Raw genomic sequence first — 24960 nt, forward strand, 5'->3', positions numbered from 1 at the left:
TTAAAGTTTGTCACTTGTTGTTAGTTACCTGTTTGATCGTCTATTTCAACACCCGCTGGGATCTCAAATTTAAAAATATCAGCTTTTAATTCTGGGTTCACATTTGCTTTTGAAAAATTAAAATATGACGTTTGACCTGATATATCTTTGATTTCTAATCCTTGTAAACCTTTATTTTTACCTTCAAAACGGATCACTAGCGCACTAACTTGAGCATTTTCTAAAGACTTAGGACTGACTGTATAAGCACCTTTTTCCATTTTAACTGTGTATTGTTGCCATAATTTTTCGTCATTACTTGTTAGTAATATAAAAGGCGTACTTTGAATTAATTTTTCTGAATTAAAAATAGAAACTTGATCAGCAAAACTATCGAAATAATAGGTTTTATCACCATTTGATATTAATAATGTGTCGTCTTGTTGCCAGCTTATTTTATTTGGTTGTTGTAATGCAATTTCACCCATACCTTGTTGTAATACTTCACCTTGATCATCTTTTACGATTTGTTCGAAGTTCGCAGTAAAGCTACTTAATAAATTTAATTGGCCTCGTAATTGTTCTAGATCGCCCGCTGCAGTAGTAAAACTCATAGTGAACATTAAACTTAATATGCTTTTCTTAATCATTTTTGTATTACCTAAATTATTATATATTACTTATTATACCTAAACAAAAATGAACCTGAGTTTAACAAAGGCTCATTGATAGTGAAAATTGCCTAATTAGAATTAGCGTTTGGTACTAATAATTCACGGGCACCATTATGTCCTGGAGCACTAACAAGACCTGAGGACTCCATTTGTTCAACTAAACGTGCCGCTCTATTATAACCCACTCTCAATTTACGCTGTACGCTTGAAATTGATACTCTACCACCTTCAATTACAAAGTTTACCGCTTCATCATATAATGGGTCTTGCTCTGTATCATCTCCTTCAGGTGCTTCGCCTGGTAACAAGATTTCTTCTGTTGCATCACCATTGAGAATTTCTTCAACATAGTTTGGTTTACCACGTTTTTTCCAATCATCAACAACCGCATGTACTTCATGATCGTCAATAAACGCACCGTGAACACGTACTGGTACGCTTGTACCTGGTGGTAGGTATAACATATCACCCATACCAAGTAAGTTTTCAGCACCTTGTTGATCTAATATGGTACGTGAATCTATTTTAGATGACACTTGGAACGCCATACGTGTTGGTATATTTGCTTTTATCAAACCAGTAATAACATCTACTGATGGTCTTTGTGTTGCCAATACTAAATGAATGCCTGCGGCACGGGCTTTTTGTGCAATACGCGCTATTAATTCTTCAACTTTTTTACCCACAATCATCATCATGTCGGCAAACTCATCTATTACGACTACAATATTTGGTAACTTATCTAAATCTTCAGCCTCACTCGCCATGCCATCAGTGTCTTTAAATAATGGATCTTTGATAGGCATGCCCTGCTCTTTTGCTGCCAATACTTTCTGGTTATAACCATTTAAGTTACGAACACCTAATGCTGACATAAGCTTATAGCGACGTTCCATTTCGCCTACACACCAACGCAGCGCATTTGATGCTTCTTTCATATCAGTTACAACTTCACACAATAGATGCGGAATACCTTCATAAACAGAAAGCTCTAACATTTTTGGATCTATCATAATTAATCGAACATCTTCAGGTCCTGATTTATAAAGTAAGCTGATAATCATCACATTTACACCGACTGATTTACCTGAACCTGTCGTACCCGCAACTAATAAATGCGGCATTTTACCAAGATCAACTACAACAGGTTCACCCCCAATATCTTTTCCTAATACCATCGCTAACGGTGATGCACTTTGTCTAAATTTATCAGCATCTATCACTTCTGATAATCGAACTATTTCACGGTGTTTATTTGGCAACTCTAAGCCAACATAAGTTTTACCTGGTATGACTTCTACAACACGTACACTAACAGCAGATAAGGCTCGTGCTAAATCTTTTGCTAAACCTGTTATTTTAGCAACTTTAATACCAGGTGCTAAATCAAGTTCAAAACGTGTTACAACTGGACCGGGATATACACCTACTACTGCGGCTTGAATACCAAAATCTAATAACTTAACTTCCACTAAACGCGACACAGCTTCAAGTTCATCTTGAGATATTGGGTTTTTTGCTTTATCTGGACGATCTAATAACTCTAATGTCGGCAATGGTGGCATATTAGATTTATCCATTGTTTTTTCTGCTAGCAATTCTTCAAATTTTTCTTTTGCCGTTTGAGGATGTAAATGTTGAGGTATAACAGGCTTAACAATGTTTTGTGAAGCTGTTGGCTTTTCTACTTCATTTACTACAGATCCTACTTGAGTATACGAGTTTTTATCTAAAGAATTTAATGCGCTAACAGTATCAATGGGCTCTTCTTCAATAGCACTAAAGCTCATATCTTGATCTAAAATACTGTTGATTTCATCAAATTCAGAGCCAATTGGTTCAAAATCATCTTCAATATGCTCCCCTACTATTGGCTCAAAATCATTTATTGCTTCAATTGAAGATGCAACTTTTTTGTCATCGTCTAATACAGACTGCTCGATTTCAACCTGTGATACTTCTTGCTTTGTTGTTTCATTCTGTGACGATAATAAAGGATCTTCTATTAAAATATCAGGGACCGTATTCACTGATGTTGTTTTGACTATTTTTGATTTTAGTTTACTTTCTCTACTATCCACCCATTTCTGAGGTAACTTATGTAGAAAAGAAGCAAGTTTAACGGCATATTCTCCTAAAACATCGACAAATTGAATCCAAGAAATCCCCGTTAATAAGGTGAGACCTGTAAAAAAGAAACATAATAAAAATAAAGATGTCCCAGTGAAACTAAATGCAGGCAGCATTGCATTTGCAATCACATCCCCAACAAGTCCACCTGACAAAAAATGAGCGCCGCCAGATGAAGAATAAATCCCACTCGACGAAGAATAAAATAAATTGTCAAAATTGATACTACTAATTGCCGCTGCTGTCGTAATAAATAAAACTAAACCAACAACACGTAAACCTAATGTAAAGTAATCAAGGTGAAGTATTTTATGCGGCTTCTTAAATAAGATATACCCAAAAGCTTGGATTGCAACAGGTATAACAAAAGCAAGCCAACCAAGCCAAGATAATAAAGCGTCAGCTATCCATGCGCCTGTTGATCCGGTTACATTTTTTACTCGGGGAAATTCGCCAGTTTGTGACCATGAAGGATCTGATGGATCAAAACTAACCAAGGCGCATAAGATAAAAATTGCAGAAAATGTACTTACTATTAAACCAGTTTCAAGTAAGCGTTGTACACCATTTAGGCGCATATTAAAAAATCCTTTGCTTATTATTATTTATACCCAAGCCACTTCATGATTCGAGTTCCAAGCCTGCTGAGCAATTCATGATCTAGGCGTATCTTTGTATTAATAGGTTATTCCCTTGAAAGAAGTATAGAACAACGAACATAATTTACTCATAAGTCCCCACAGGGTTGGTTTAGAAACGCTTTATGCTGTGTTCTTGATTTTGATAAGGGAGAAATTATTCTCTACAATCACTGCCTAGACTAAAGCGCTTCTAACTCCAACTGAATCCTGAAGTCATTTGGGTATATATTATCAATACATATTGAACTTTATCAGGAATTTACTTTTAGTGGTAACATTTCATCACTTTTGACCTCTTCCATGACAACATATGTACGACTTTCACTCACTGATGGTAATTTTAGTAACACATCACCAAGTACTAACCTATACGCAGACATATCTGCTACGCGTGTTTTTAATAAAAAATCAAAATTACCTGATACCAAATGACATTCTAATATTTCATCGTGAAGTTTTACGGCTTGGCTGAAGTCTTCAAAAACATCAGGAGAGGTTTTTGTTAAAGTAATTTCTACATATACTAATAAAGCAGCGCCTACCTTTGCAGGATCAATAACAGCTCTATAACCCATTATAAAACCATCTTTTTCTAATTTTTTAACTCTCTCAAGGCAAGGTGTGGCACTTAAACCTATCCTTCTAGCGAGCTCTACATTAGAAACTCGTCCATCTTTTTGTAATTCGACTAAGATCTTATGATCGATTCGATCTAAGGTATAAGGCGCTTTGTTTTTAACCATATAAAACACTCTAAAATTTTAAAAAAAAGTTTAATAAACTTAATTATATACAAAATTAAGTGATTAAAACTACAAATTTACACATACAATAGAATAAAACATAACCTCGTTCAAAAAGGCTAATTATTATGATTATCGGTGTCCCTAAAGAAATTAAAAACCATGAGTATCGTGTAGGTATGGTACCAGGTAGTGTTCGTGAACTTATTAACCACGGCCACCAAGTATTTGTAGAAACTAATGCTGGTATGGGTATCGGTTTTACTGATACTGATTATACAACTGCTGGTGCAGAGATTTTAAATACTGCAGCTGACGTTTTTGCACAAGCTGACATGATCGTTAAAGTAAAAGAACCACAAGCTATTGAACGCGCGATGTTACGTGAAGATCAAATATTATTTACTTACCTTCACCTTGCACCTGATCTACCACAAACTGAAGACCTAGTTAAAAGTAAAGCAATCTGTATCGCTTACGAAACAGTAATCGATGGCCGCGGTGGTTTACCACTTCTAGCGCCTATGTCTGAAGTTGCTGGCCGTATGTCCATTCAAGCTGGCGCACAAGCACTTGAAAAATCCAATGCAGGTCGTGGCATGTTATTAGGTGGCGTACCGGGTGTTGAGCCAGCTAAAGTGGTAATTATTGGCGGTGGTATGGTTGGTAATAATGCAGCTCAGATGGCAATTGGTATGGGTGCTGAAGTTGTAATTTTAGATCGCAACATTGATGTTTTACGTCGTTTAGACGCACAGTTTGGCAACAAAGTTAAAGCGATTTACTCAACTGCAGATGCATTGGAAAAACATGTTTTAGAAGCAGATTTAGTCATTGGTGGTGTTTTAATTCCAGGTGCATCAGCTCCTAAATTAGTAACAGCTGATCATATTAAGCGTATGAAACCTGGTTCTGCAATCGTTGATGTTGCAATCGATCAAGGTGGTTGTATTGAAACTTCTAAAGCAACAACTCACGCTGATCCAACTTACATTGTTGACGAAGTTGTACATTACTGTGTTGCTAATATGCCAGGTGCTGTACCCCTTACTTCAACTTTTGCACTTAACAATGCAACATTACCTTATATCATTAACCTTGCTAATAAAGGTTACAGAAAAGCATTATTAGATGATGTTAATTTCCTTGAAGGCTTAAACGTATATAAAGGTAAGGTCACTTATAAAGAAGTTGCTGAAGGCTTCAACATGCAATATGTTGCTCCTGTTGATGCATTAAACGCATAATGATATAACCGCAGTTAGTAGTAAAAAAGCAGCCAATTAGCTGCTTTTTTATTTCTTATAAAAATCATAGCTAGAAATATGCCATAATCTAGAATATCTTATTAAATAAACCGTTTAAGAATAATATCACCCTTCACTCTTTTAATTTTACCTAAAATCTTTTGTACTGGCGCAGGATAATCAGACATAGTCTCAAGTTCATCATAGTTATTTATTTGTATACAGTGTTTTAATATTTGTACTTTTTCAGCTTCAATTCTTTGCTCTAAGGTTTTATTAGGATCATCTAATAAGATACCGTTTTCGATATCTAAACTCCAAGCTCTTGGATTTAAGTTATGACCTGACAATAAATGACGCTTACTATCTGAACATACACCTTTTAAATGAAACGAATTATCATTATCTTTCCAAATATATACTTTTAATAAACCTTGCTCTAAGTATTTATTGTGGCTTTTTAAGAATTTTTGTAAAATTGTTTCATAAAGATAAGGCAAACCACCTATGGTATTAAAAGGTTTTTCAGGTGAGATATAGAAATCGTTTGCTGTTTTATCACCAACCACAATCGTTACTTTTTTGCCATGTTTTAATAGCTTCCTTAATGAACGCATTAAAGGTGCTGGAAAATTAAAATAAGGGGTATATAACACAAGTTCTTCTTTAGTTTGATCAAACAGGTTTTTAATCAATTTGTTAAGGTCATTACCTCTTCGACCAAAGCCTAGAAACATTCTTGCACTTAGCTGGTTTTTATTACTGGCTCTAGGTTCTTTATATTTAGTTTTTTTCAAAGTACGCATAAGCTGTTTATGCGCTAATTTAATTTCACTATAATCTGCTATTGGGCGACTATCAATTCTAGGGGTTGCAGCAGAAACAAGCATTATTTCATTCATAAACGATTCTATGCTGTCACAAATACCTTTTTGATTTAAGACAAAATAACGGTCTAATCTATAGCGATCATGTTGTTGTACATAAACGTCGTTAATACTTGCACCGGTATAAAGTAAAATATCGTCAAATACCAAACCTTTTAAATGTAAAACACCAAAAATCTCTCTTGCTTTAATTGGCACACCAAAGACTTTTACATTTGAGTTGTATTTTTCATTATATTCGCAATAAAGCTTCGCATTACCTTCACTTTTACTTTCGCCAATACGACCACGACGTGCTCTGTGATAATCAACCAAAATAGTTATTTTAAGATTAGGTTTGGTTAATGAAGCTTGATGTAATGCAGCTAAAATTTCACGTCCAGCGTCATCATCTTCAAGGTAAAGTGCTGTAATGATGATTCTTTGTTCTGCTTTAGCGATTTGCTCTAATACTTGAGACTTATAATCTGCCGCATTAGATAATATATTGACCGCATCATCTTGAAGTCCAAAAGCAGCTGTTTTTTTCCAAAAATCCGTACGCACTAACTGTACCCTTTTATCAGGATTACTATATTTATGCTAAGAACATATCAAAAAATAACACTGAGGTCATGGATTTAAATCAAACAACCATGACAAATGCGTGATTTTAACGCCGTTTGTGCATTATACAAACAATATTGCATATTAAGTTTTTTAGTTAACTTGAGAATACAGGACATTCACCCCATAAAATGCCCATTATTTGTATTCAAAATGACTATTAAAGTCTTACACCTTCAATATGTAATGCCATTTCAACATGGGTAGATGCTGGACCTAAATTATAGTCAATACCATAATCAGTTAGTTTTAAGCTCGTATAGCCCGAAAAGCCCACACGATAACCACCCCAAGGATCTTTACCTTCACCTATTTTACTTATTGGAAATGATATTGTTTTTGTAACACCTTTTAAGGTAAAGTCACCTGTTATTATCGCGTTTGTATCATCTGAAAATTTGATATCTTTACTAACAAAATTAGCTTTTGGGAATTTATTAACATTTAAAAAATCATTACCTTTTAAATGTTTATCACGTTCTGCATGATTTGAATCTAAACTTTTAGTATCTATCTCAATATTTATTTTTGCTTGATTCGGTTTTTTTGCATCATAAAAAAAGTTACCATCAAAAGTATTAAACTCACCAAGTAACCAACTGTAACCCAAGTGTTTTATTTTAAATTGAACAAAAGCATGTGCACCTTCAACATCCACTTTATATTCTGCTGCTTGAGTAGAAATTGATGTTGAACCTAAAACCAAGCTCGTTGCTAATATTGTTGCTGATATAATTATATTTTTCATTTTGTTCCTTAATAATTTTTTTTATGAATTAGTTGGTTGCTGACTTAAAATACTTTTAACATACGTTTTAAAGTATCGTTTTTATTTATAAAGTGATGTTTAATTGCTGCTAAGCCATGTGCTGAAGCTAAAATGACTAAACTCCACGCTGAAATATTGTGTATGCTACCTGCTATATCTTCTTGATTCTCTATCGCTATTGAAAAAGCGGGTATTGAAATAACACCAAATACACTTATATCTCTGCCGTCAGCAGTGGATATTAAATAGCCGCTCAACATTAACATTGTCATCAATAAGTACAAAGCTATGTGTGCATAGTCCGCTGACTTAGTTTCAAATTTACTTGCATTAATAACCGCTGATTTAGGTTTAATATTAAATACTGTCCAACATATTCTAGTTAATAATAATGCCACCAGCACCATACCGATACTTTTATGTAAATCTAAAGAGCCTTTATACCAAGCATCGTAATAACTTAACTCAACCATATATAAACCCAAGCCAAACAAACAAAAGATTATCAGAGCCATAACCCAATGTATTATGATTGAAATATAGCCATATGATGTACTCGTATTCTTAAACATTTTTCATTCCCCTTTGCGTTAAGTCAATATTAGATGAATTTTAACTATTAAAAAACATCAATAAATGCGAAACTATTGTGCATATTTGCACAATAGTTAATTAGCTATGAAAAGAATCTCTTGGGACGATTATAAAGTTGCTTATCAAGTCACTCTGGATGGAAGCTTAAGCCAAGCAGGGAAGACTTTAGAAATAAATCATGCAACTGTATTAAGACATGTTAATAGGTTAGAAAAAGCTCTGGAAGTAAAGTTATTCATAAGACATCAAAGAGGTTATCAGTTGACTGATGCCGGTAGTGTTTTAATGGAAGAATTACCTGGTTTAATAGCGCAGTTTTCACGTTTAGAAAATAAACTACATAATGTGGAAGGACAAATAGCTGGAGAACTTAGGATCACAACTTTAAGTTCATTTTCTTCACAATTGACCCCTGCTTTAAAGACATTTAGAGATAAATTTCCTAAGATCAGAATAAAGTTGTTATCTACGGATGATATTGTTCCACTAGAATCTGGTGCCGCTCATATTTCTTTACGGGCAGGTTCAAAACCCAACGGTCCAGATTTAATTGTTAAAAACTTAACCGAATTCGCGACGCAATATTATGTTGCTCAGTCCTATATTGATAAATTTGGTTTGCCAAAATCTGCAAAAGAATTAAATGATCATTATTGGGCATTACCTACATCTGATAAATATAGAATTCCTTTTATTCAACATATTGTAGATAAGATTGATAAAGATAAAATTATATTCCAAAGTTCACATTTTCCAGATGTGAATCAAGCCGTCATTGAAGGCATGGGCATTGGACCCTTTACTGTGTTTCAGGCAAACCAAATAACAAATTTAGTAAAGGTGCCGATAGACCTACCGCAATATCAAGAGTCTATGTGGTTTGTCTATCATAAAGATTTGAAACACAGTGCGCGTATACAATGTTTCTACGAATGTTTAAGTGAGCATTTATCTACACTTTAAAATAATTTATTTTTAATTTAATTAACATTTAAACCATTCCAATATTTCAAATTTATCTCTTATTTCTTTCGATATTACAAAAAGAGTCTTAAAGACACGATAGTCTCTTTTGAACCTCAAAAACAACATGTCATTATGACTCACTTATCATAAATTAATTATAAGTGACTGTAATTAAGTAACTTAATTAATGGCATCACTATTGCTATGTGAGATATATCTAAATAAAGAAAAGTATCAGATTATGTACTCTCAATTTTTTATAAATAACAATTATCAATTTGATAGAACACAAATCAATTTTCAAAAGTGCATTATCGGCGGAAACTGGCTAATGCTTATATCTTTGTGCATCACATTGCTTTGCTTAACCATGACCTTCGGTTTTGATCATTTAGTAAATATGTATATTCAGGTTGCAGGTCATATTTTTACAATTGTTTTTGCTGGCATTTTTAAAGTTGGTTACGTTATTCGCTGCATCGGCGTTCACGGTTTAGGGTATAAGGTTTTTTAATATGATGGAAATACAAGATCCAGAGTTGATGGTGTTGAAATATAAACAAGATAACCAATCACATTCAGTTGTAGAACGTAATTCCTTTTTTTCTAGCATCTATCAACATGATATTTTTGATTTAGCTTTTAGACCATTTTTTCTTTTAGGTTCATTAGCATCGATTCTTAGCATGATCATTTGGGTACTACAGTTAAATTCAATTATCAGTTTAAATAACTCAGGTCTATCACCGAGTATTTGGCATATACATGAAATGATATTTGGCTTTGCTACAACTATCGCTGCTGGTTTTATATTAACAGCAGGAAAAACGTGGACCAAACAACCAAGTCTCACAGGTAAAAACCTGTGTTTATTAACACTTATCTGGATAGCTGTCAGAATTGCTATATATATAAATACAAACTCATCAATCGTAGTTGCTTTGCTTTTTCAAATTGTATGGTGGTTGGTAACTATTTTAACTTTTACCAAAATGGTTTACCTATCTAAAAATAAACGAAACTATCTTTTTGTCCCTTTACTTAGTGTAATGATGATAGTAAATATTGCCATCATTTTATGTGACATGATCAATTTAACAGGCCTTGCCATGCACCTATCCCGTGCGAGTATTCTATTATTTACCATATTAATATCGATAATAGCTGGTAGAGTAATTCCTTTTTTCACTCAAAATGGCGCTAAAACACAAAAAATAAATACCCCTATATGGATTGAAAAGTTAATTTTACCTGTTGCGATAACTGGTGTTGTTGTATTTATTTTAGGTTATTTCTTTAATCTGCCATTTACGCCAGCCACCATCATGTTGTTAGCAGGATTATTACATTTGCTACGCCTTAGCTTTTGGAAAAGTACTAAAACACGCAATGTACCTTTACTTTGGTCATTACATATCTCTTATCTTTTTATGGGTTTAGGTTTAATACTACTTGGCTTAAGTTATTTTGATTTATCTTTCATTAACATCAGTATTCCTTTTAGCAATGCACTACATATGATCACAATAGGTGCTATAGGCTTGATGATCTTTGCAATGATGAGTCGTGTATCTCTTGGGCATACAGGTAGAGCATTAATTTTAAATAAAATGCTGATCTTAGCTTTTCTCTTATTAATTTTAACTGCGCTTATCAGAGTCATTTTACCTTTATTTAATTTAACACAACTTGCTTGGAATCTGAGTGCCCTACTTTGGGTGAGTTCCGGCTTAATATTTATTTTTGTTTATTCACCGATCTTATTTGAAAAACGCATAGATCAATAATTAGTTTAAAATGTTAGGAAATTTTATGTTAACTGAAAAAGATATTACTTTAGTAAAAAGTACAATTCCATTATTAGAACAAGCTGGCACTGCTATCACAGAATACTTTTATCAACGTATGTTCAAACATAACCCTGAACTCAAAGATATATTTAATATGAGTAATCAAAAAACAGGTAAGCAAAATGTCGCCTTATTTGAAGCCATCGCCGCTTACGCTAAAAACATAGAAGACCTTGCTGCTTTAACCACAGCAGTAGAAAGAATTGCACAAAAGCATACCAGTTTTAATATTCAGCCAGCTCATTATCAAATTGTTGGACACCATTTACTTTCAACATTACGTGAGTTAGCACCTGAAGCTTTTACCACAGAAATTGAAGAAGCTTGGGCAAATGCATATCAATTTTTAGCACAAATATTTATATCTCGAGAAGAAGAACTTTATACCAAAAGAGCGAGTACTAAAGGAGGGTGGCGTGGCAAACGTCAGTTTAGAGTCATTAATAAATCTAAAGAGTCGGCATTAGTTACAAGTTTCATATTTGCACCCGTTGATAATCAAAATGTCATTGATTATCACGTGGGACAATATTTAGGTGTTGAAGTAAAGCCAAATGACACCGAAAATGTTGAAATACGTCAATACTCATTATCAAATAAACCTAATGATAAGCATTACCGTATTTCTGTTAAACGAGAGCAAGGTGAATATCCTGGTTTAGTGTCTAATTACTTACATGATCAAGTGGAAGTAGATGATGTTGTAAACCTTTATGCACCTGCTGGAGATTTTTTCTTTGTTGATCGTAAATCACCTGTAGTCCTCATTTCTGCAGGTGTTGGTGTTACGCCCATGCAAGCAATGCTAGAAAAGTTATCGAACAAGCAATACCAAAACACTGTGCACTATATTCATGCCTGTGAAAATAATGATCAACATTCTTTTAAAAGCAGAGTAAAAGAATTATGTGATAAACATTCATGGCAAAATAATACTTGGTATAAAGAAAAAGAAAAAAATAACAATGAAGAAAATATATATCAAGGCTTTATCAATTTTGACCAATTAGATCTCCCCAAGCAAAATGGAAACTTTTATATGTGTGGACCTGTTGGTTTTATGCAGTTTACAAAAAAATCATTATTAAATTTAGGTGTGTGTGAATCACGTATTCATTATGAAGTATTTGGCCCGCATACACATTTATAACCAAAAATGAGAAATATCACACACTCTAAGCGTATAGTTGATTAATGAGAGGAATTGATAACCGATTAAGTAAGGTTTTTTATTTACTTAATCGGTTTGAAATGTAATAGTGTTACGATAGTTAGAATTTAAATGACATTTATGAGTAATTCAATAAGCGATAAACTCAACATAATTAATGACCCTTTAATAATAAATAAACATAAAGCAAAGCAAATTTTATATATCACTTTATTAGTTACCTTAATCAGTGTTGCAGGTATTGCCCTACCTTATCCAATTTTAGCGCCTTTATTTTCACAAGGTGAATCTTCATTAACACAATTTTTGAATCTACCTTCAGAACTATTACTTGGTGTTGTACTTGGCATATATCCACTTGGCATTATTTTAGGAAGTAGCTTTATAGGTGCCATATCTGACCGATATGGTAGAAAAAGGTTACTGAGCTTAACTTTGCTAGGCAGTGCAATTGGTTATAGTCTCACCGCAGTTGCTGCAATATACGAAAATTTTCTATTATTTGCATTTTCACGACTTTTAACCGGTTTATGTGAAGGGAATATTTCAATTGCACGTGCTATCGCAGCTGATTTACATCCTATAATAAACAAAACACGTAGCTTTTCTTTAGTAAGCTCTATGGGTTATGGAGGTTACTTATTAGGTCCTCTTGCTGGCGGTTATTTAGTTTATTATGGTATAGATTCCGTTTTTTGGGCTGCAGCTTTTTCATGTTTAATTTGTGCTATTTTAAGCCACACTCTACTCCCTATCTGCTTAAATAAGACTGATAAAAATGCAGAAACGGGTTCAAGTTTAACCTTATTGAAACAACCTGATTTAAGACGTTTTTTTCTTCTTTATTTATTTTTAACCATGGGTGTTAATTTATATTACGAATATTATCCATTACATTTAGTACAACAATTTAATTATGTACCAGTTGATATTAGTTGGGCGACAGTATTTCTTACAACATGCATGATATTAACAAGTTTATTAATAAATCCAATAATACAAAAAAAGTTTACTCATGCACAGGCTGGGTTATTAGGTATCATAATATTTGCTCTGTCTTTGTCCATCTTACCTTGGCTTACAACTCATATTTATCTAATTACCTTTGTATTTTTAGGTGCAGGAATCGCAATTTATAATGGTTTTTTAACGGCATATCTTTCCTACAGTTATGAAGATCGCCCACAAGGAAAGCTAATGGGGATGTTAGTAACTATATTTTGCCTGGGTAATTTATTTGCAGCACTGATAGGAGGTGTTTTATCTATGTTTGACGTTTCATGGGCATTATTATTAGGCGCTATTATGAGTTTTATTGCAGGTTTATCGTTTTATCATGGTCATTATATTAGTAAAATCTGGCCACAGCCCAAAAATTAAATGATTCAATTTATTTACATTATTAATACTTTCTTACAGGTTTTACATTTTATGACAACAACTTATATAAAAAAAATATATAGTAAATAAAATCATTTGTCGAATGAGTTCCAGATGCTTCATTTTAGAAAAAATATATTAGTTTACAGTTTAATTTTAACTTCAATACTCAGTGCCAATAATACATTAGCTGCAACTAAGCAAAAAGATTCAAAAAAAATTGATTTCAAAGAATTAAAAATAGATGCTCCTTATAAGCTGTTCCAACCAGTACTTATTGCCGACTTAAAACCAGACAATGGCAAAGAACTTATTATTTTAGGAGTTGATGAAGATAAAAATAAATGGCTCGTTATATATCAATACGATAATTCTAAAAATACTTATTCTGTGATTAATAAAAAACAAATACCTAAACAGTTTTATAGTTTTGATATAAGTGAATATCAAGAAGGAGTTTTTCAAAATTTATATTTCATGTCGAACAATGTGCTATCTAAATATAATGTTGCGCTAAACACGTTTGAAACAATTTCAGATATTAAGTCACTCTTTTTAAAAAATGAACCTGAACATATTACACGCGCCCACTTTGTGAAAAATTTAAATAAAGACATATATGATGATATTTTGGTCAGTGACTTTTCAAATACCCATATATTAATTGGCCAAAAGGAAGGCACATACATATCACAATCATTGCCTATACCAGCAGAAGTCAACCTGCATAGCGATGGTGCAACCTATAAGCAAGCAAAACTCTATTTTGAAGATATCAATTTTGATAAAAAAATTGATATCGTCAAGGTAGGTGAAGGAAAAATGCAAGTGTTTTATCAAATAGACGATGCTAAATTCAAGGTAATACCTAATAACATTGCAATTGATAAATCTATTAGTGGTACTGAGTGGTGGAACAAGAAAGATGAAACAGGAGAAAGTTTAGATCAAAGTAAATTAACTTACCGAAAATTAGAAGAACTTCGCGATGTTAATTTTGATGGTATAACAGATATGGTAGTGAGATTCACACAAGTATCTGGTGTTTTAGACAGGGTAAATGACTATGAAATATATCTAGGTAAAAATACTAACCAACAACTCAGCTATGATAATAAACCTAATAGTGTGATTCATGCCGAAGGTACTTTAACTGATTTAGAATTTGTTGATATTGACAATGATAATAAATCAGAAGTGATGCTTGCTGGGTTTGATATTGGCTTATCTCAAATTATAAGTGCCTTCTTATCTGGTAGTATAGATCAAGATGTATACTTGTTTAAAATGGATGAAAATGACAATTATCGAAAAAAACCTCATGTGAATAAAGAAGTAGAATTAAATTTCAGTCTCAGTTCAGGCCAGTCAGGTACTGCAGTTGTTAAGCTTGCAGACTTAAATGGTGATGGTTTAAAAGATTTAGTATTATCAGATGGTGACGATGAGTTAGATATTTATTTTGGACAAACCGGTAAAAAGTTATTTAAACGACGCGCTGTAGAATATAATACACAATTACCCAAAGATGGAAACTTAGTATTTGTTAATGATTTAAATAATGATGGCAAAGATGACTTATTATTAAAGTTCAGTAAATTAGATGACAACTCTAGCGGTCATAACTTTACAATCTTATTATCTCAATAATTTTATATTTGCAATTACGCCAGTATTATCTGACGTATTAGAGATTGATAGCACACCGTTATGCTGCTCTATAATATTACGACTTAATAGTAAACCGATACCCTGACCATTTATTTTTGTAGTATAAAAAGGCACAAATATGTTTTCCATGTTTTGAATACCCGATCCAAAGTCTCTTATTTTTATACTGACATAGTTATCTTCATGCTCACTTATTATCATAATTTCAGCATCAGAGTTACTTGCCTGTTTGGCATTTTCAATTAAATTAATCAATACTTGCTCAAATAAAATAACATCAACATTAATATATTTTACCTGTAACTGAGTTTTAAAGTTTAACTCTTTATACAAGGTGAAAACTTGCTCAAAAAGTGTATTTAAATCTACTTTTTGAGCATTTATGTGATATTGCTTTGATAATTGTGCATATTGAGATACAAACAAATTTAAATTATGACTACGTTCCACTATAACCCCCAATACTTCTTTTTGTTGAGGATCCTTGCTAAATTGTAGTAACGTTTGTGCCAATGATTTTATGGGTGTCAGTGAATTTTTTATTTCGTGGCTGAGCACTTTTACTAATTGTTGCCATGAATCTAACTGCATTTTCCTCAGTTCAGAGCTGATATCTGTCAAGATAAGTAGTTGATGCTCACCATTGTTATCACTAAAAAAACTTGAACGAATTTTATATTGTGCTGATTTCGTTTCATCAGTGAAATACCAATTATGATTATCAAAAGCTAAGTTTAATGCTTGAACAGGCATTAATCTCACTAAACGCCAATCCTTTTTAAGCCAAGTTGATAATGCTTGATTACCTTGCACCAATTTGTATTCTTGATCAATTAATAATACAGGGCTATCAAGCTGCTGAATTAAACTATAAACCAATAAATTGCTTTCATTATATACATGTTTTTTTTCAGCCAATGTACTCGATAATACAGCTAATTCTTTAAATAAAGTCGCTGCGATCCCTTTTTGAAATGTGGTTTTTGCTTGTAAGGAATAGTCATCCACTTTAATGCCATCAACCAAAGCCAAGAGTGAAAAATATGGCGTGATAAGTTTGCTTTTAATGTTATCGCTAAACATATATAGCAATGGAACTAAAATCGCACAGAGCGTAAAAACAAGTAGAGTTTTTTTGCTTAATAGCCAAACGCTTAATAAAATAAAAAAAAGTAAAAGAAAGCTGACTATCAATAATAATTTATTTATCCACTTTTCTAAACTATTCACTTTCACGGTCTCGCACTATATAGTCTTTCGCAATAATTTGATATTTTTCTAAACGACGATAAATTGCGCTTTTACTAATACCTAATAATTTTGCAGCTTCAATTGTTTGACCAAAAGTTTGTGTTAATGCACTCCTAAGCAATTGTCTTTCTGCTGCTTCAAAAGTCATAAAAGGCATTTCTTTATTACTATTGTTTATAAAATTATTTACTGATGTTTGATTAAATTGTCGGTCAAGCTCTAAATGTTCTGCTTTAATATCAAAACCTTTAACATCTGGGTCATGCATAATCACAATGCGTTCTATAATATGGCTTAATTCCCTGAGATTACCTTCATATTGATAATCAACTAAAGCCTGTATTGCTTGCTCAGTGAGATGCATATCAGGTTTTTGATATCGTTTAATATGCTGATTTAAAAATATTAAAGCAAGGGTTGGAATATCCTGTATACGTTCATTTAAGCTAGGTACCTCAAGCTTTATAGTATTAAGTCGAAAGTATAAGTCTTGGCGAAATAAGCCCTGATATATCAGTTTATCAAAATCACCATTAGTTGCACTGATCAAACGTACATTTGTCATCTTCGTTTTACTGGAACCCACTTGTTCATATTCACCATTTTCTAATACTCTCAACAATTTCGCTTGCTGGCTTAAAGGAATATTGGCCACTTCATCAAGAAATAAACTACCATTGTTAGCGAGTTCAAACCTACCTATGCGATTTTTATCAGCTCCTGTAAATGCGCCTTTAATGTGACCAAACATTTCACTTTCGAATAAATTTTCAACGATAGCGCCCATATTTACACTTACTAAAGTATTCTTATTTTGTAATGATTGTTGGTGAATATAATGTGCTAACGTGCTTTTACCTGTGCCATTATCACCTGTCAGTAAAACATTGGCGCTTGTTTTAGCAACATCATCAAGCTTATGTTTTAAGGCTTTCATTGCTGGAGATAATGCAACTATTTTGACCTTTTTATTAAAATCAGACGTTTGCTGCTGCAACTGGGCATTTTGTTGCTGTAAAGCTCCTAATTTTAAATTTTGTTTAATAACTTGCACAAGCCTTTGGTTATCCCAAGGTTTTTCTATAAAATCTTGCGCACCTTGCTGTAATGCATTAACCACTAATGGTGTATTTGACCAAGCAGTGATCACTATTACAGGAATAAAATCTGCTAACGCTCTAATTTTTTTAAGACAATATAAACCCTCTTCTCCCGATGTGGTATCTAAAGAAAAATTCATATCAAGTAATACCAATGAAATATTTTCTTGTTTTAATACCTGTAAACCTGTGACGGGAGAATCAGCCTCTAAAATATCAAAACCATAGTTAGATAATAGAAACCGAGCACTTAAGCGTACTTCGGCTTTATCATCAATAATTAATATTTGTTGTTTTTTTATCATTTATTCATTTCTTAAAGCACGGATAGGATCTGCTTTGATTACTTTTTTAACGGGTAATATACAGGCCAACAGTGAAAATATCATTAACAATATCGTAGCAGCAACAACTTGTTTAAAATCAGGCTGACCTAATAACATTAAGGTTTCATTTGCGAATATCGAAATTAAAGCAGCTAAACTTAAACAAGCTATTATGCCTATTAAAATAGGCTTAAATGAATCTTTAATGACCAAATACATAATGCGTTTATGTTTCGCGCCTAAAGCAATTCTGATCCCTAATTCATATCGACGTATTTGACTAGCGTAGCTGATCACGCCATAAATTCCAGCGCAGGCTAACATAAGTGCTAGTAGGCTTAATGCCCCCGCCAACCAAGCCGCCAGATTATAATGGTACACTAAATCTTTTTGGGTTTGTTCAAGCTCTAAAAATTCTAAAATACGTAAACTAGGATCAACTTGATGTAATTGTTCTAATATCTCAATTTTGCTAAATAACATGTCAGGTTTTACTTTTAATAATATATTTAAGCGAAATGTTCTAAGTGGTAAATATATATTTCCTTGATATAATTTATGTGTAAAAGCATTAAAATGGTCACTTGTTACTCCTATCACTTTATAGGGTGAATTGGCTGAAAAACGAATACTTTCTCCAACAGCATTGGTTTTATTAAATACCGAGTTCGCAACTGTTTCACTTATCACTGCAACCTTTTGTTGCTCTGTTATTTCAGCTTTATTAAAGTTGCGTCCATATAAAATAGGCTGTTGTAATAATTCAAAATAATCAATATCTATCGCTGAAAAACCAAATATACCATAAGATTTATTATCACTATCAACTAAAGGGGCTGAAAAATCTCCACTACGAAGCGGCGAAACTAAATTCTTTGATACATTTTCAATGATAGGGTTGTGCAAAAATTTATTTTTAACTTGCTCTAGTAACTGTTTTTTTTCTGCTGGTGTTTTATATTTTTTACCTGCGTCTATTTGTAAGCTGATCACATTAGCAACATTAATCCCCAAAGGTTTATGAACTATAAGTAAAGAATTTTGCAATATCATAGAAGTCGCCAACAATAACAAGCCTGTAAAACAAACTTGAGAGATAATTAATAGTTGACGTATTTTATTCGATACTTGAGAACTTGTACCTTTACCGCTTGCTGTTAATTGATTTTTTAAAGCATCATAATTAACCACTTTACTGCCAAAATATGCTAATAAAATGGCAAGAAAAAGCGATACTATAAAACTGAATAACAAAGCACTCAAATCTAAATTCAGTTCATTAAGTCTAGGTAAAGTACCAGCGGCTATTTCCTTAATAAATATCATCAACCAAGCACTTATAAGTAATGCAAAAATAGCTGAAATAAATGTAATCAAAAAACTTTCGATAAATAGACGTTTAAATATAGCCTTTGGCGTCGCTCCTACACTTGCACAAATTGCTAAATGATGTTGCTTTTTTGCAATATGAGATAAATATAAGTTGACTACATTTGCAAAAGCAATAAACAATAAAATAATAGAAGCAATTAAGATACTCAAAGAAATTCGGCTGTTATCGCCTCTAATAGCGTGTGTAAGGGAAGTTAAGTGTGCTTTTACTTGGATGCCGGCGTAGCGCTCTCCTATTTTTGTCGACTTGATCTCTTTATCTATTATTTTACTTAATAAATGCTGTGCTTCAGCCTCTGTTTGTGTTGAATTAATTTTAATTAAACTTGCTAGGTTTCGCGGTATATTGTGCCAATCATTTTGCTTATATTCACTAAAAGCTATCGGTAATATAATCTGGCTTTTACCATAAAGTGCATAAGGCTTGGGTTCTGAAAAAGTATCGTCCATGACCCCTACAATGGTAAAGAAATCATCTTGAAATTGTACACTATGTCCTAGTATATCCTTTCTGCCTGAAAATTGTGTTTGCCATAAATCATAACTGATCACAGCCTCTGGTTTTGCATCTTTAATCTCTTTACTTAATGTAAAACCTTTGCCTTTGGTAAATGGCACATTTAACAATTCAAAATATTCTGCAGATACATATAGGCTAATCAGCATTGGTTCACTGGGTTCACTTATTAATATCCCTCTTGTTTGCGAGATCAAAGCCGAAGTTGAAAACGCTTTACCTTGCTCATATGCATTAAATTGTGCACCAACTAATTGACCACCCACTGAATTTTTATCAGCCCTAATTTCATTTTGTTTAAAAACATAAAGTTGTTCAACGTTTGGATATGGTAAATCTTTGAAACTTATTAATTGGTTTAAATTAAAAGCCGCTATCAAAGCACCTAAAGTTAACGCTAAAGTTAATATTAAAATAAACGTAAATCCAGGTGATTTTTTAAGCCCTAAAGCAGCATAGTTTATTTCATGTTTTAGTCGCATATTACCCCACCTCTTGAACTAATTTATTGCTAAAACCAGACTGACTTATGACACCATCAAGTAAATGTAAACGTTTCTCTGCAAATTCAGCATATCGTGGATCATGTGTCACCATGCAAATAGTTGTGCCTGCTCGATTTAACGATTTTAATAAACGCATTACGGCATCACCATTTTGAGAATCTAAGTTTCCTGTTGGTTCGTCTACCAATAATATTGCCGGTTCACCCACTAGAGCACGTGCAATAGCAATTCTTTGTTGTTGCCCACCCGATAACTGGTTTGGTTTATGCGTCATACGATGCGCCATATCAACATTTTTTAAAGCTAAAGAAACTGCTTTATTAATATCACTCTCAGAAATTTCTGGCTCACGGTACCGCAAGGGTAATGCAACATTTTCATATACACTGAGTTCATCTATTAAATTAAATGACTGAAATACAAATCCTATTTTTTGGTTGCGAATATGAGCTCTGCTATCAACAGATAACTGACTCACATCTTCACCTTCAATGATATAACTACCTTGAGTTGGCGAATCGAGTAAACCTAATATAGATAATAATGTTGATTTTCCACATCCCGATGGACCAGAAATTGATATAAAATCACCTTTATTAATCGTTAAGTCAATTTGAGTTAATGCATGTGTTTCAATATCTTTCGTTGAATATATTTTACTTATTTTTTCCATTTGGATACTAATTGTTGTATTCATTTCATTCCCCTTAAATTATTATTAATTTATTAAAGTTAGCTGAGCCTGTTTTTTAAACTTACGCATATCACTTAAGATAAATCGATCATTCACATTAGCGCCTGAAATTACTTCAATAAATTGACCACTTTGTTTACCTAGTTTCAGCCATATAAGATCTGCTTTATTATTTTGGTTATCTAATTTATATAATTGAATACTTGATGAAGGCTTACTATTAACAGGTGCTTTAAAATAAAGTACATTTTTGAGTGTTTTTAACAATATGGTTGCTTCTATATTCAACGCTGGTCGTGCGTTGTCTGGCAACTCACCCAATAATGCAATTTCTATTTCAATTTTTCCCTCAACAACAACAGGATCTATTCGCATGACTTTTCCTTTTGCGGTACCACCACGTGTATCTATTTCTACAGGCATGTTTATCTGAATATTTTGCACATCAGCTTGTGGTACTTGTACAATTGCTATTAATTCGTTGGTGCCACCTACCAATGCCAATTGATTACCATTTGCCACACTCTGTCCCAGTTTAACGGGTAATGCTTGCAGAACACCATTAAGTCCAGCTCTAACATTGAGACTTTCCTTTTTATTATTAGCCAATTTCAGTAAACTGCGTTTTTCTTCAATTTTTTCAATTTGAATTTTTTTTGCCTGCAAATGAAAGCGTCTAAGTTGCTTTAGTTTATTTTGTATATTGCGCTCTCGATTTATTAACTTTTCAACAAGTGCCTTTGTTTTCATTAAATCGAGTTGAGATACAATGCCTTTTACGGCAAGTTTCTTTTCAGCTTGCAACCGAGATCGCGCAACTTTTAAATCAATACTTAATTCAGAGGCACGAATTTCAATATCCAATTTTTCACGATTTTGTGTTAACTCAAGCTGTTTTAATACCGACTGTTCTGCATTTACGGCTAAATTTGCGGTGATCACTGCTTGATCAATTTCAGGGTTTGTCATCGTTAGAATAATACTATTCGGTGATACTTTTGCCCCTGGTTTTAATCGTATTTCAGATATCACAGCCGAAAACTGTGCCGTTAAATATTTTTGAGTTTTAGCCTCTAGAATGCCAAAACCTTTTGCTTCCCTTTGTAAGTCACCTTGTTTTATAGTATCAAACCAGAGGTTCTTTGATTCTATTTGCGTAGACTTATTTGGCTGACTCAAACCCCAGAATGTCAATAAAATTAATGACACTCCCACCATTAAACTGATTAAATATTTATGCTTTATTTTTGTATCGCGTTTTCGTTTAATATCCATCACTACACTTCATATTTAAAAGATTGTTGTAGTAATACAGCAAGTATCAAACCAAATCATAACAACTTGATTTTATTTGATTTTTAATTTTAAAGTGATTTTATTAAAGTTAAAATTCCCGAAATCAAAAATATAAAAAGATCGATTATGGGAATAATATAAATTTTACCCGTGACTCTATATCTATGTTATTTCAAAATGCAGGTTTTAGAGCTATCTGAGCGAGTCCAAGTCACGTGAGTTGATGCAGAGGTACCTTTCAAACCAATACAACGATGAATTTAGTTTGCTCATAAGCCCGTATCGGCGAGTATAAACAAGGTTGATGCGGCGTTATTGATTTTATAAGGGAACAACTATTATCTTCAATTAATGCCTTACCTAGATTCTGTTTAATATTCGTTGAAATCGCGTATTTTGAGGTATCATGGGTATTGACGGTGATCCCGATCATATGTGTTTAGTTGCACAGCAATTAAATTTCAATGATGAGCCAAGTTGTTTAAAGTAGCCATCACGCGTTGGATAGTTTGAATTTGATAAAAATAGACCTACCCGCTTTGGCTCATTTTTAGAATCACGTTCAAACCGAAAAGTGCCAAAAATTTGATCCCACAATACAATTGCGTTACCGTAATTTGAATTCGCCTCATGAGCTAAAGTTGAGTGATGCCAACGATGCAACTCGTTCGTGCTAAATATGTAATTTAACCAACCACTCCTGAGGTTTATGTTGGCATGTTGCAGCATCAATACTGGCTGACTGATAGCTAAGTATCCAAATAAAGCTTCAGCAGAAAAACCAAATAGCATCACTGGCAGTATTCCCATAAAAAAATTCAATCCATAATTCAATCCATAATTCAAAGGATTAAAACGTAGGTTATTGATAGCATAAAGTCTTTGGCTGCTATGGTGCATTGCATGGAGCCGCCATAAAGGCATAACAGTATGATGGAGCCGATGTGACCAATAGCGTCCTAGCTCAATAAGCAGTGTCGCTAAAATAATTTGTACCACTAATGGCAATTGTTGAGGGTTAAATTGCCCCATATCTTCCGATAGATTTAGGGTCGAATAAAAAACGATAACGATAAAAGGTGCTAAGAACTTTAGCAATGGATCAACTAATGCAATAAGTACCAAGGCACTTGTAAGGTCAGTCTGAATATCACCCTGACTCTTATTCCATTCAGAATAAAAAGGAGTAACACGCTCCAAGATTATGGCAAAAATTAAGGTCAGACTCGTTGAACCCAACACAGCAAACTCCAAATCCCATGCCAACGAATAAGCAATCGAGAAAATAGAAACACTTAACATTAAAGACAATAAAAGTAGGTGTTTTGATAAAAAATTGAACATAATAACCTCTTTAAATTAGCTAAAGGTTTATTCTAAAGTCTCTCTGTACGGGGAGAGTCAAGTTCAATTTTATTCAAAGAACAGGTCGGGTTATGCTCTAAGCAGTCCACAATATTTTTCTTGTAATTTAAAAGTTCTTCTTTTTGTTTTTTAAGATTGCTTAATTCGGTGTCAATCTGAGTTGTTTTAGTGATAATCATACTAAGTATACAAGCCCATGGAGCTCGGCTATTTTTTTGTTCGGCAAAAACTTTTATTTCTGATAATCTAAAACCGAGTGATTTTGCTTTAAGAATAAGTCGAATGAGTGTGACATGGTTTTCATTATAGACCCTGTATTTTCCTGATCTCATTACGTCATTTAACAAGCCAATCTCTTCGTAAAATCGAATTGCTTTAATCGATGCTCCCGTTTCTTTTGAAATTTTTCCAATATACATGCTGTATTTCTCAATTTATGGTGACGTGTGCTATTTATTAACCTTTTTATATTATGAACTAAACAGTACTTAATCAACCATTAGGGAACTTGATTGAAACTGTAAGCCGACATTCAATTTTGAATTTAATTACATTGTAATTTAGAATAAACAAGATATTTCTATTTTATATCATTTCAGCTTTATCTCGCCTTAATAAAACACAAAAGTATTCTGCATTATAAGTAATCCAAATTCTATTGTTGGAACGTCTAATTTGAATGCTGACTTACAAGTTTATATCAAGGGAAATACAGATTTCCCCTGAATATATAGTTAATATATTGCAGGCTATATCAATGTACACTAGCTCATTAGGCTTTGGTTGTGTCACTTTTGTTCAATTACTTAGCGTAAAGAAATCAGTAATGGATTAGCCTATCTTATTAAGTTGTTGTAATCCGGTTAATACAGATGTTAGCGCGGTTAGGGTTAGCCTGTATTGTTCATTAATCTCTGTTAAATCCCCCTCTTGGCATAGAAATTCTAATTTCTGTGCTTCATCCTGCACGTTTTTAGCACCCATATTCGCGGCTACACCTTTTAACGTATGAGCTAGTCGCTCCATGGTTTTTAGGTCCTTTGATGCGTAAGCCTGATTAAACTTGTATCCAAAATCTTCTTCCCCGTCTTTAAACTTTCTTAATAACCGCAAGTATAGAGCTTCATTATCTTGTGTGATTTTTAGCCCGACATTGATGTCTATACCTGGTAAGCTTAGTTTAGACAGTTTTGAATGTTTACGTT

General features: G+C 33.1%; 20 protein-coding genes. 6 read left to right on the forward strand and 14 right to left on the reverse strand.

Features of this window, described 5'->3' with window-relative positions; genetic code table 11:
* Positions 1-20: 20 nt before the first annotated feature.
* The 3 genes from lolA to lrp all read right to left on the reverse strand — a co-directional run bounded on the left by lolA (position 21) and on the right by lrp (position 4167).
* The gene (gene lolA / locus CJF42_RS14270) at positions 21-629 is read right to left on the reverse strand and encodes an outer membrane lipoprotein periplasmic chaperone LolA (protein ID WP_095367336.1); all 609 of its coding nucleotides are present in this window, start codon (positions 627-629) and stop codon (positions 21-23) included.
* Positions 630-721: 92 nt separating this feature from the next.
* Positions 722-3361, reverse strand: a complete 2640-nt coding sequence (locus CJF42_RS14275) for a DNA translocase FtsK (RefSeq protein WP_095367337.1) — start codon at positions 3359-3361, stop codon at positions 722-724.
* Between the two features lie 314 nt (positions 3362-3675).
* On the reverse strand, positions 3676-4167 hold the full coding sequence (gene lrp, locus CJF42_RS14280) for a leucine-responsive transcriptional regulator Lrp (RefSeq protein WP_095367338.1): 492 nt from the start codon (positions 4165-4167) through the stop codon (positions 3676-3678).
* A 128-nt stretch (positions 4168-4295) separates the two neighbouring features.
* Between lrp and ald the strand changes: the two genes are divergently transcribed.
* Complete coding sequence (ald, locus tag CJF42_RS14285) at positions 4296-5414, forward strand: alanine dehydrogenase (RefSeq protein WP_095367339.1); 1119 nt, start codon at positions 4296-4298, stop codon at positions 5412-5414.
* Between the two features lie 101 nt (positions 5415-5515).
* Here the strand turns inward: ald and pssA are convergent, their stop codons facing one another.
* The 3 genes from pssA to CJF42_RS14300 all read right to left on the reverse strand — a co-directional run bounded on the left by pssA (position 5516) and on the right by CJF42_RS14300 (position 8248).
* Positions 5516-6847, reverse strand: a complete 1332-nt coding sequence (gene pssA, locus CJF42_RS14290) for a CDP-diacylglycerol--serine O-phosphatidyltransferase (protein ID WP_095367340.1) — start codon at positions 6845-6847, stop codon at positions 5516-5518.
* Positions 6848-7067: 220 nt separating this feature from the next.
* Complete coding sequence (locus CJF42_RS14295; RefSeq protein ID WP_095367341.1) at positions 7068-7655, reverse strand: YceI family protein; 588 nt, start codon at positions 7653-7655, stop codon at positions 7068-7070.
* A gap of 44 nt (positions 7656-7699) precedes the next feature.
* A complete protein-coding gene (locus CJF42_RS14300; RefSeq protein ID WP_095367342.1) occupies positions 7700-8248 on the reverse strand; it encodes a cytochrome b in 549 nt (182 codons plus the stop codon).
* A gap of 106 nt (positions 8249-8354) precedes the next feature.
* Between CJF42_RS14300 and CJF42_RS14305 the strand changes: the two genes are divergently transcribed.
* The 5 genes from CJF42_RS14305 (at position 8355) to CJF42_RS14330 (ending at position 15287) form a co-directional block, all read left to right on the forward strand.
* Positions 8355-9233 (forward strand): LysR family transcriptional regulator, encoded by an 879-nt coding sequence (locus tag CJF42_RS14305; RefSeq protein ID WP_095367343.1) that lies wholly within the window; start codon positions 8355-8357, stop codon positions 9231-9233.
* A 518-nt stretch (positions 9234-9751) separates the two neighbouring features.
* Positions 9752-11023: an NnrS family protein gene (locus CJF42_RS14315; protein WP_095367345.1), complete on the forward strand. Its 1272-nt coding sequence runs from the start codon at positions 9752-9754 to the stop codon at positions 11021-11023.
* 25 nt (positions 11024-11048) lie between these two features.
* Positions 11049-12236 (forward strand): NO-inducible flavohemoprotein, encoded by a 1188-nt coding sequence (gene hmpA, locus CJF42_RS14320; protein WP_095367346.1) that lies wholly within the window; start codon positions 11049-11051, stop codon positions 12234-12236.
* A gap of 141 nt (positions 12237-12377) precedes the next feature.
* Complete coding sequence (locus tag CJF42_RS14325; RefSeq protein ID WP_095367357.1) at positions 12378-13637, forward strand: MFS transporter; 1260 nt, start codon at positions 12378-12380, stop codon at positions 13635-13637.
* Positions 13638-13751: 114 nt separating this feature from the next.
* Positions 13752-15287 carry an FG-GAP repeat domain-containing protein gene (locus tag CJF42_RS14330; protein WP_095367347.1) on the forward strand — a complete coding sequence of 512 codons (1536 nt, stop codon included), beginning with the start codon at positions 13752-13754 and terminating at the stop codon, positions 15285-15287.
* Here CJF42_RS14330 and CJF42_RS14335 read toward each other — a convergent pair.
* From CJF42_RS14335 to CJF42_RS14370, 8 genes are all read right to left on the reverse strand, one after another.
* Complete coding sequence (locus tag CJF42_RS14335) at positions 15276-16316, reverse strand: sensor histidine kinase (protein WP_212668824.1); 1041 nt, start codon at positions 16314-16316, stop codon at positions 15276-15278. The two genes, CJF42_RS14330 and CJF42_RS14335, sit on opposite strands and share 12 nt — an antisense overlap.
* 214 nt (positions 16317-16530) lie before the next feature.
* Positions 16531-17964 carry a sigma-54-dependent transcriptional regulator gene (locus CJF42_RS14340; RefSeq protein WP_095367349.1) on the reverse strand — a complete coding sequence of 478 codons (1434 nt, stop codon included), beginning with the start codon at positions 17962-17964 and terminating at the stop codon, positions 16531-16533.
* The gene (locus tag CJF42_RS14345; protein ID WP_095367350.1) at positions 17965-20376 is read right to left on the reverse strand and encodes an ABC transporter permease; all 2412 of its coding nucleotides are present in this window, start codon (positions 20374-20376) and stop codon (positions 17965-17967) included.
* A gap of 1 nt (position 20377) precedes the next feature.
* Entirely contained in the window at positions 20378-21097 is a 720-nt protein-coding gene (locus CJF42_RS14350; RefSeq protein WP_095367351.1) for an ABC transporter ATP-binding protein, read from the reverse strand.
* Positions 21098-21118: 21 nt separating this feature from the next.
* Positions 21119-22369, reverse strand: a complete 1251-nt coding sequence (locus tag CJF42_RS14355) for an efflux RND transporter periplasmic adaptor subunit (protein ID WP_095367352.1) — start codon at positions 22367-22369, stop codon at positions 21119-21121.
* Positions 22370-22819: 450 nt separating this feature from the next.
* Entirely contained in the window at positions 22820-23734 is a 915-nt protein-coding gene (locus CJF42_RS14360) for a sterol desaturase family protein (RefSeq protein ID WP_095367353.1), read from the reverse strand.
* Positions 23735-23766: 32 nt separating this feature from the next.
* On the reverse strand, positions 23767-24174 hold the full coding sequence (locus tag CJF42_RS14365) for a MerR family transcriptional regulator (RefSeq protein WP_095367354.1): 408 nt from the start codon (positions 24172-24174) through the stop codon (positions 23767-23769).
* 412 nt (positions 24175-24586) lie between these two features.
* Positions 24587-24960 (reverse strand): Hpt domain-containing protein (locus CJF42_RS14370; RefSeq protein WP_141235563.1); only part of this gene is annotated, 374 nt, incomplete at its 5' end.

The organism is Pseudoalteromonas sp. NBT06-2, from assembly GCF_002276045.1.
Classification (GTDB): domain Bacteria; phylum Pseudomonadota; class Gammaproteobacteria; order Enterobacterales; family Alteromonadaceae; genus Pseudoalteromonas.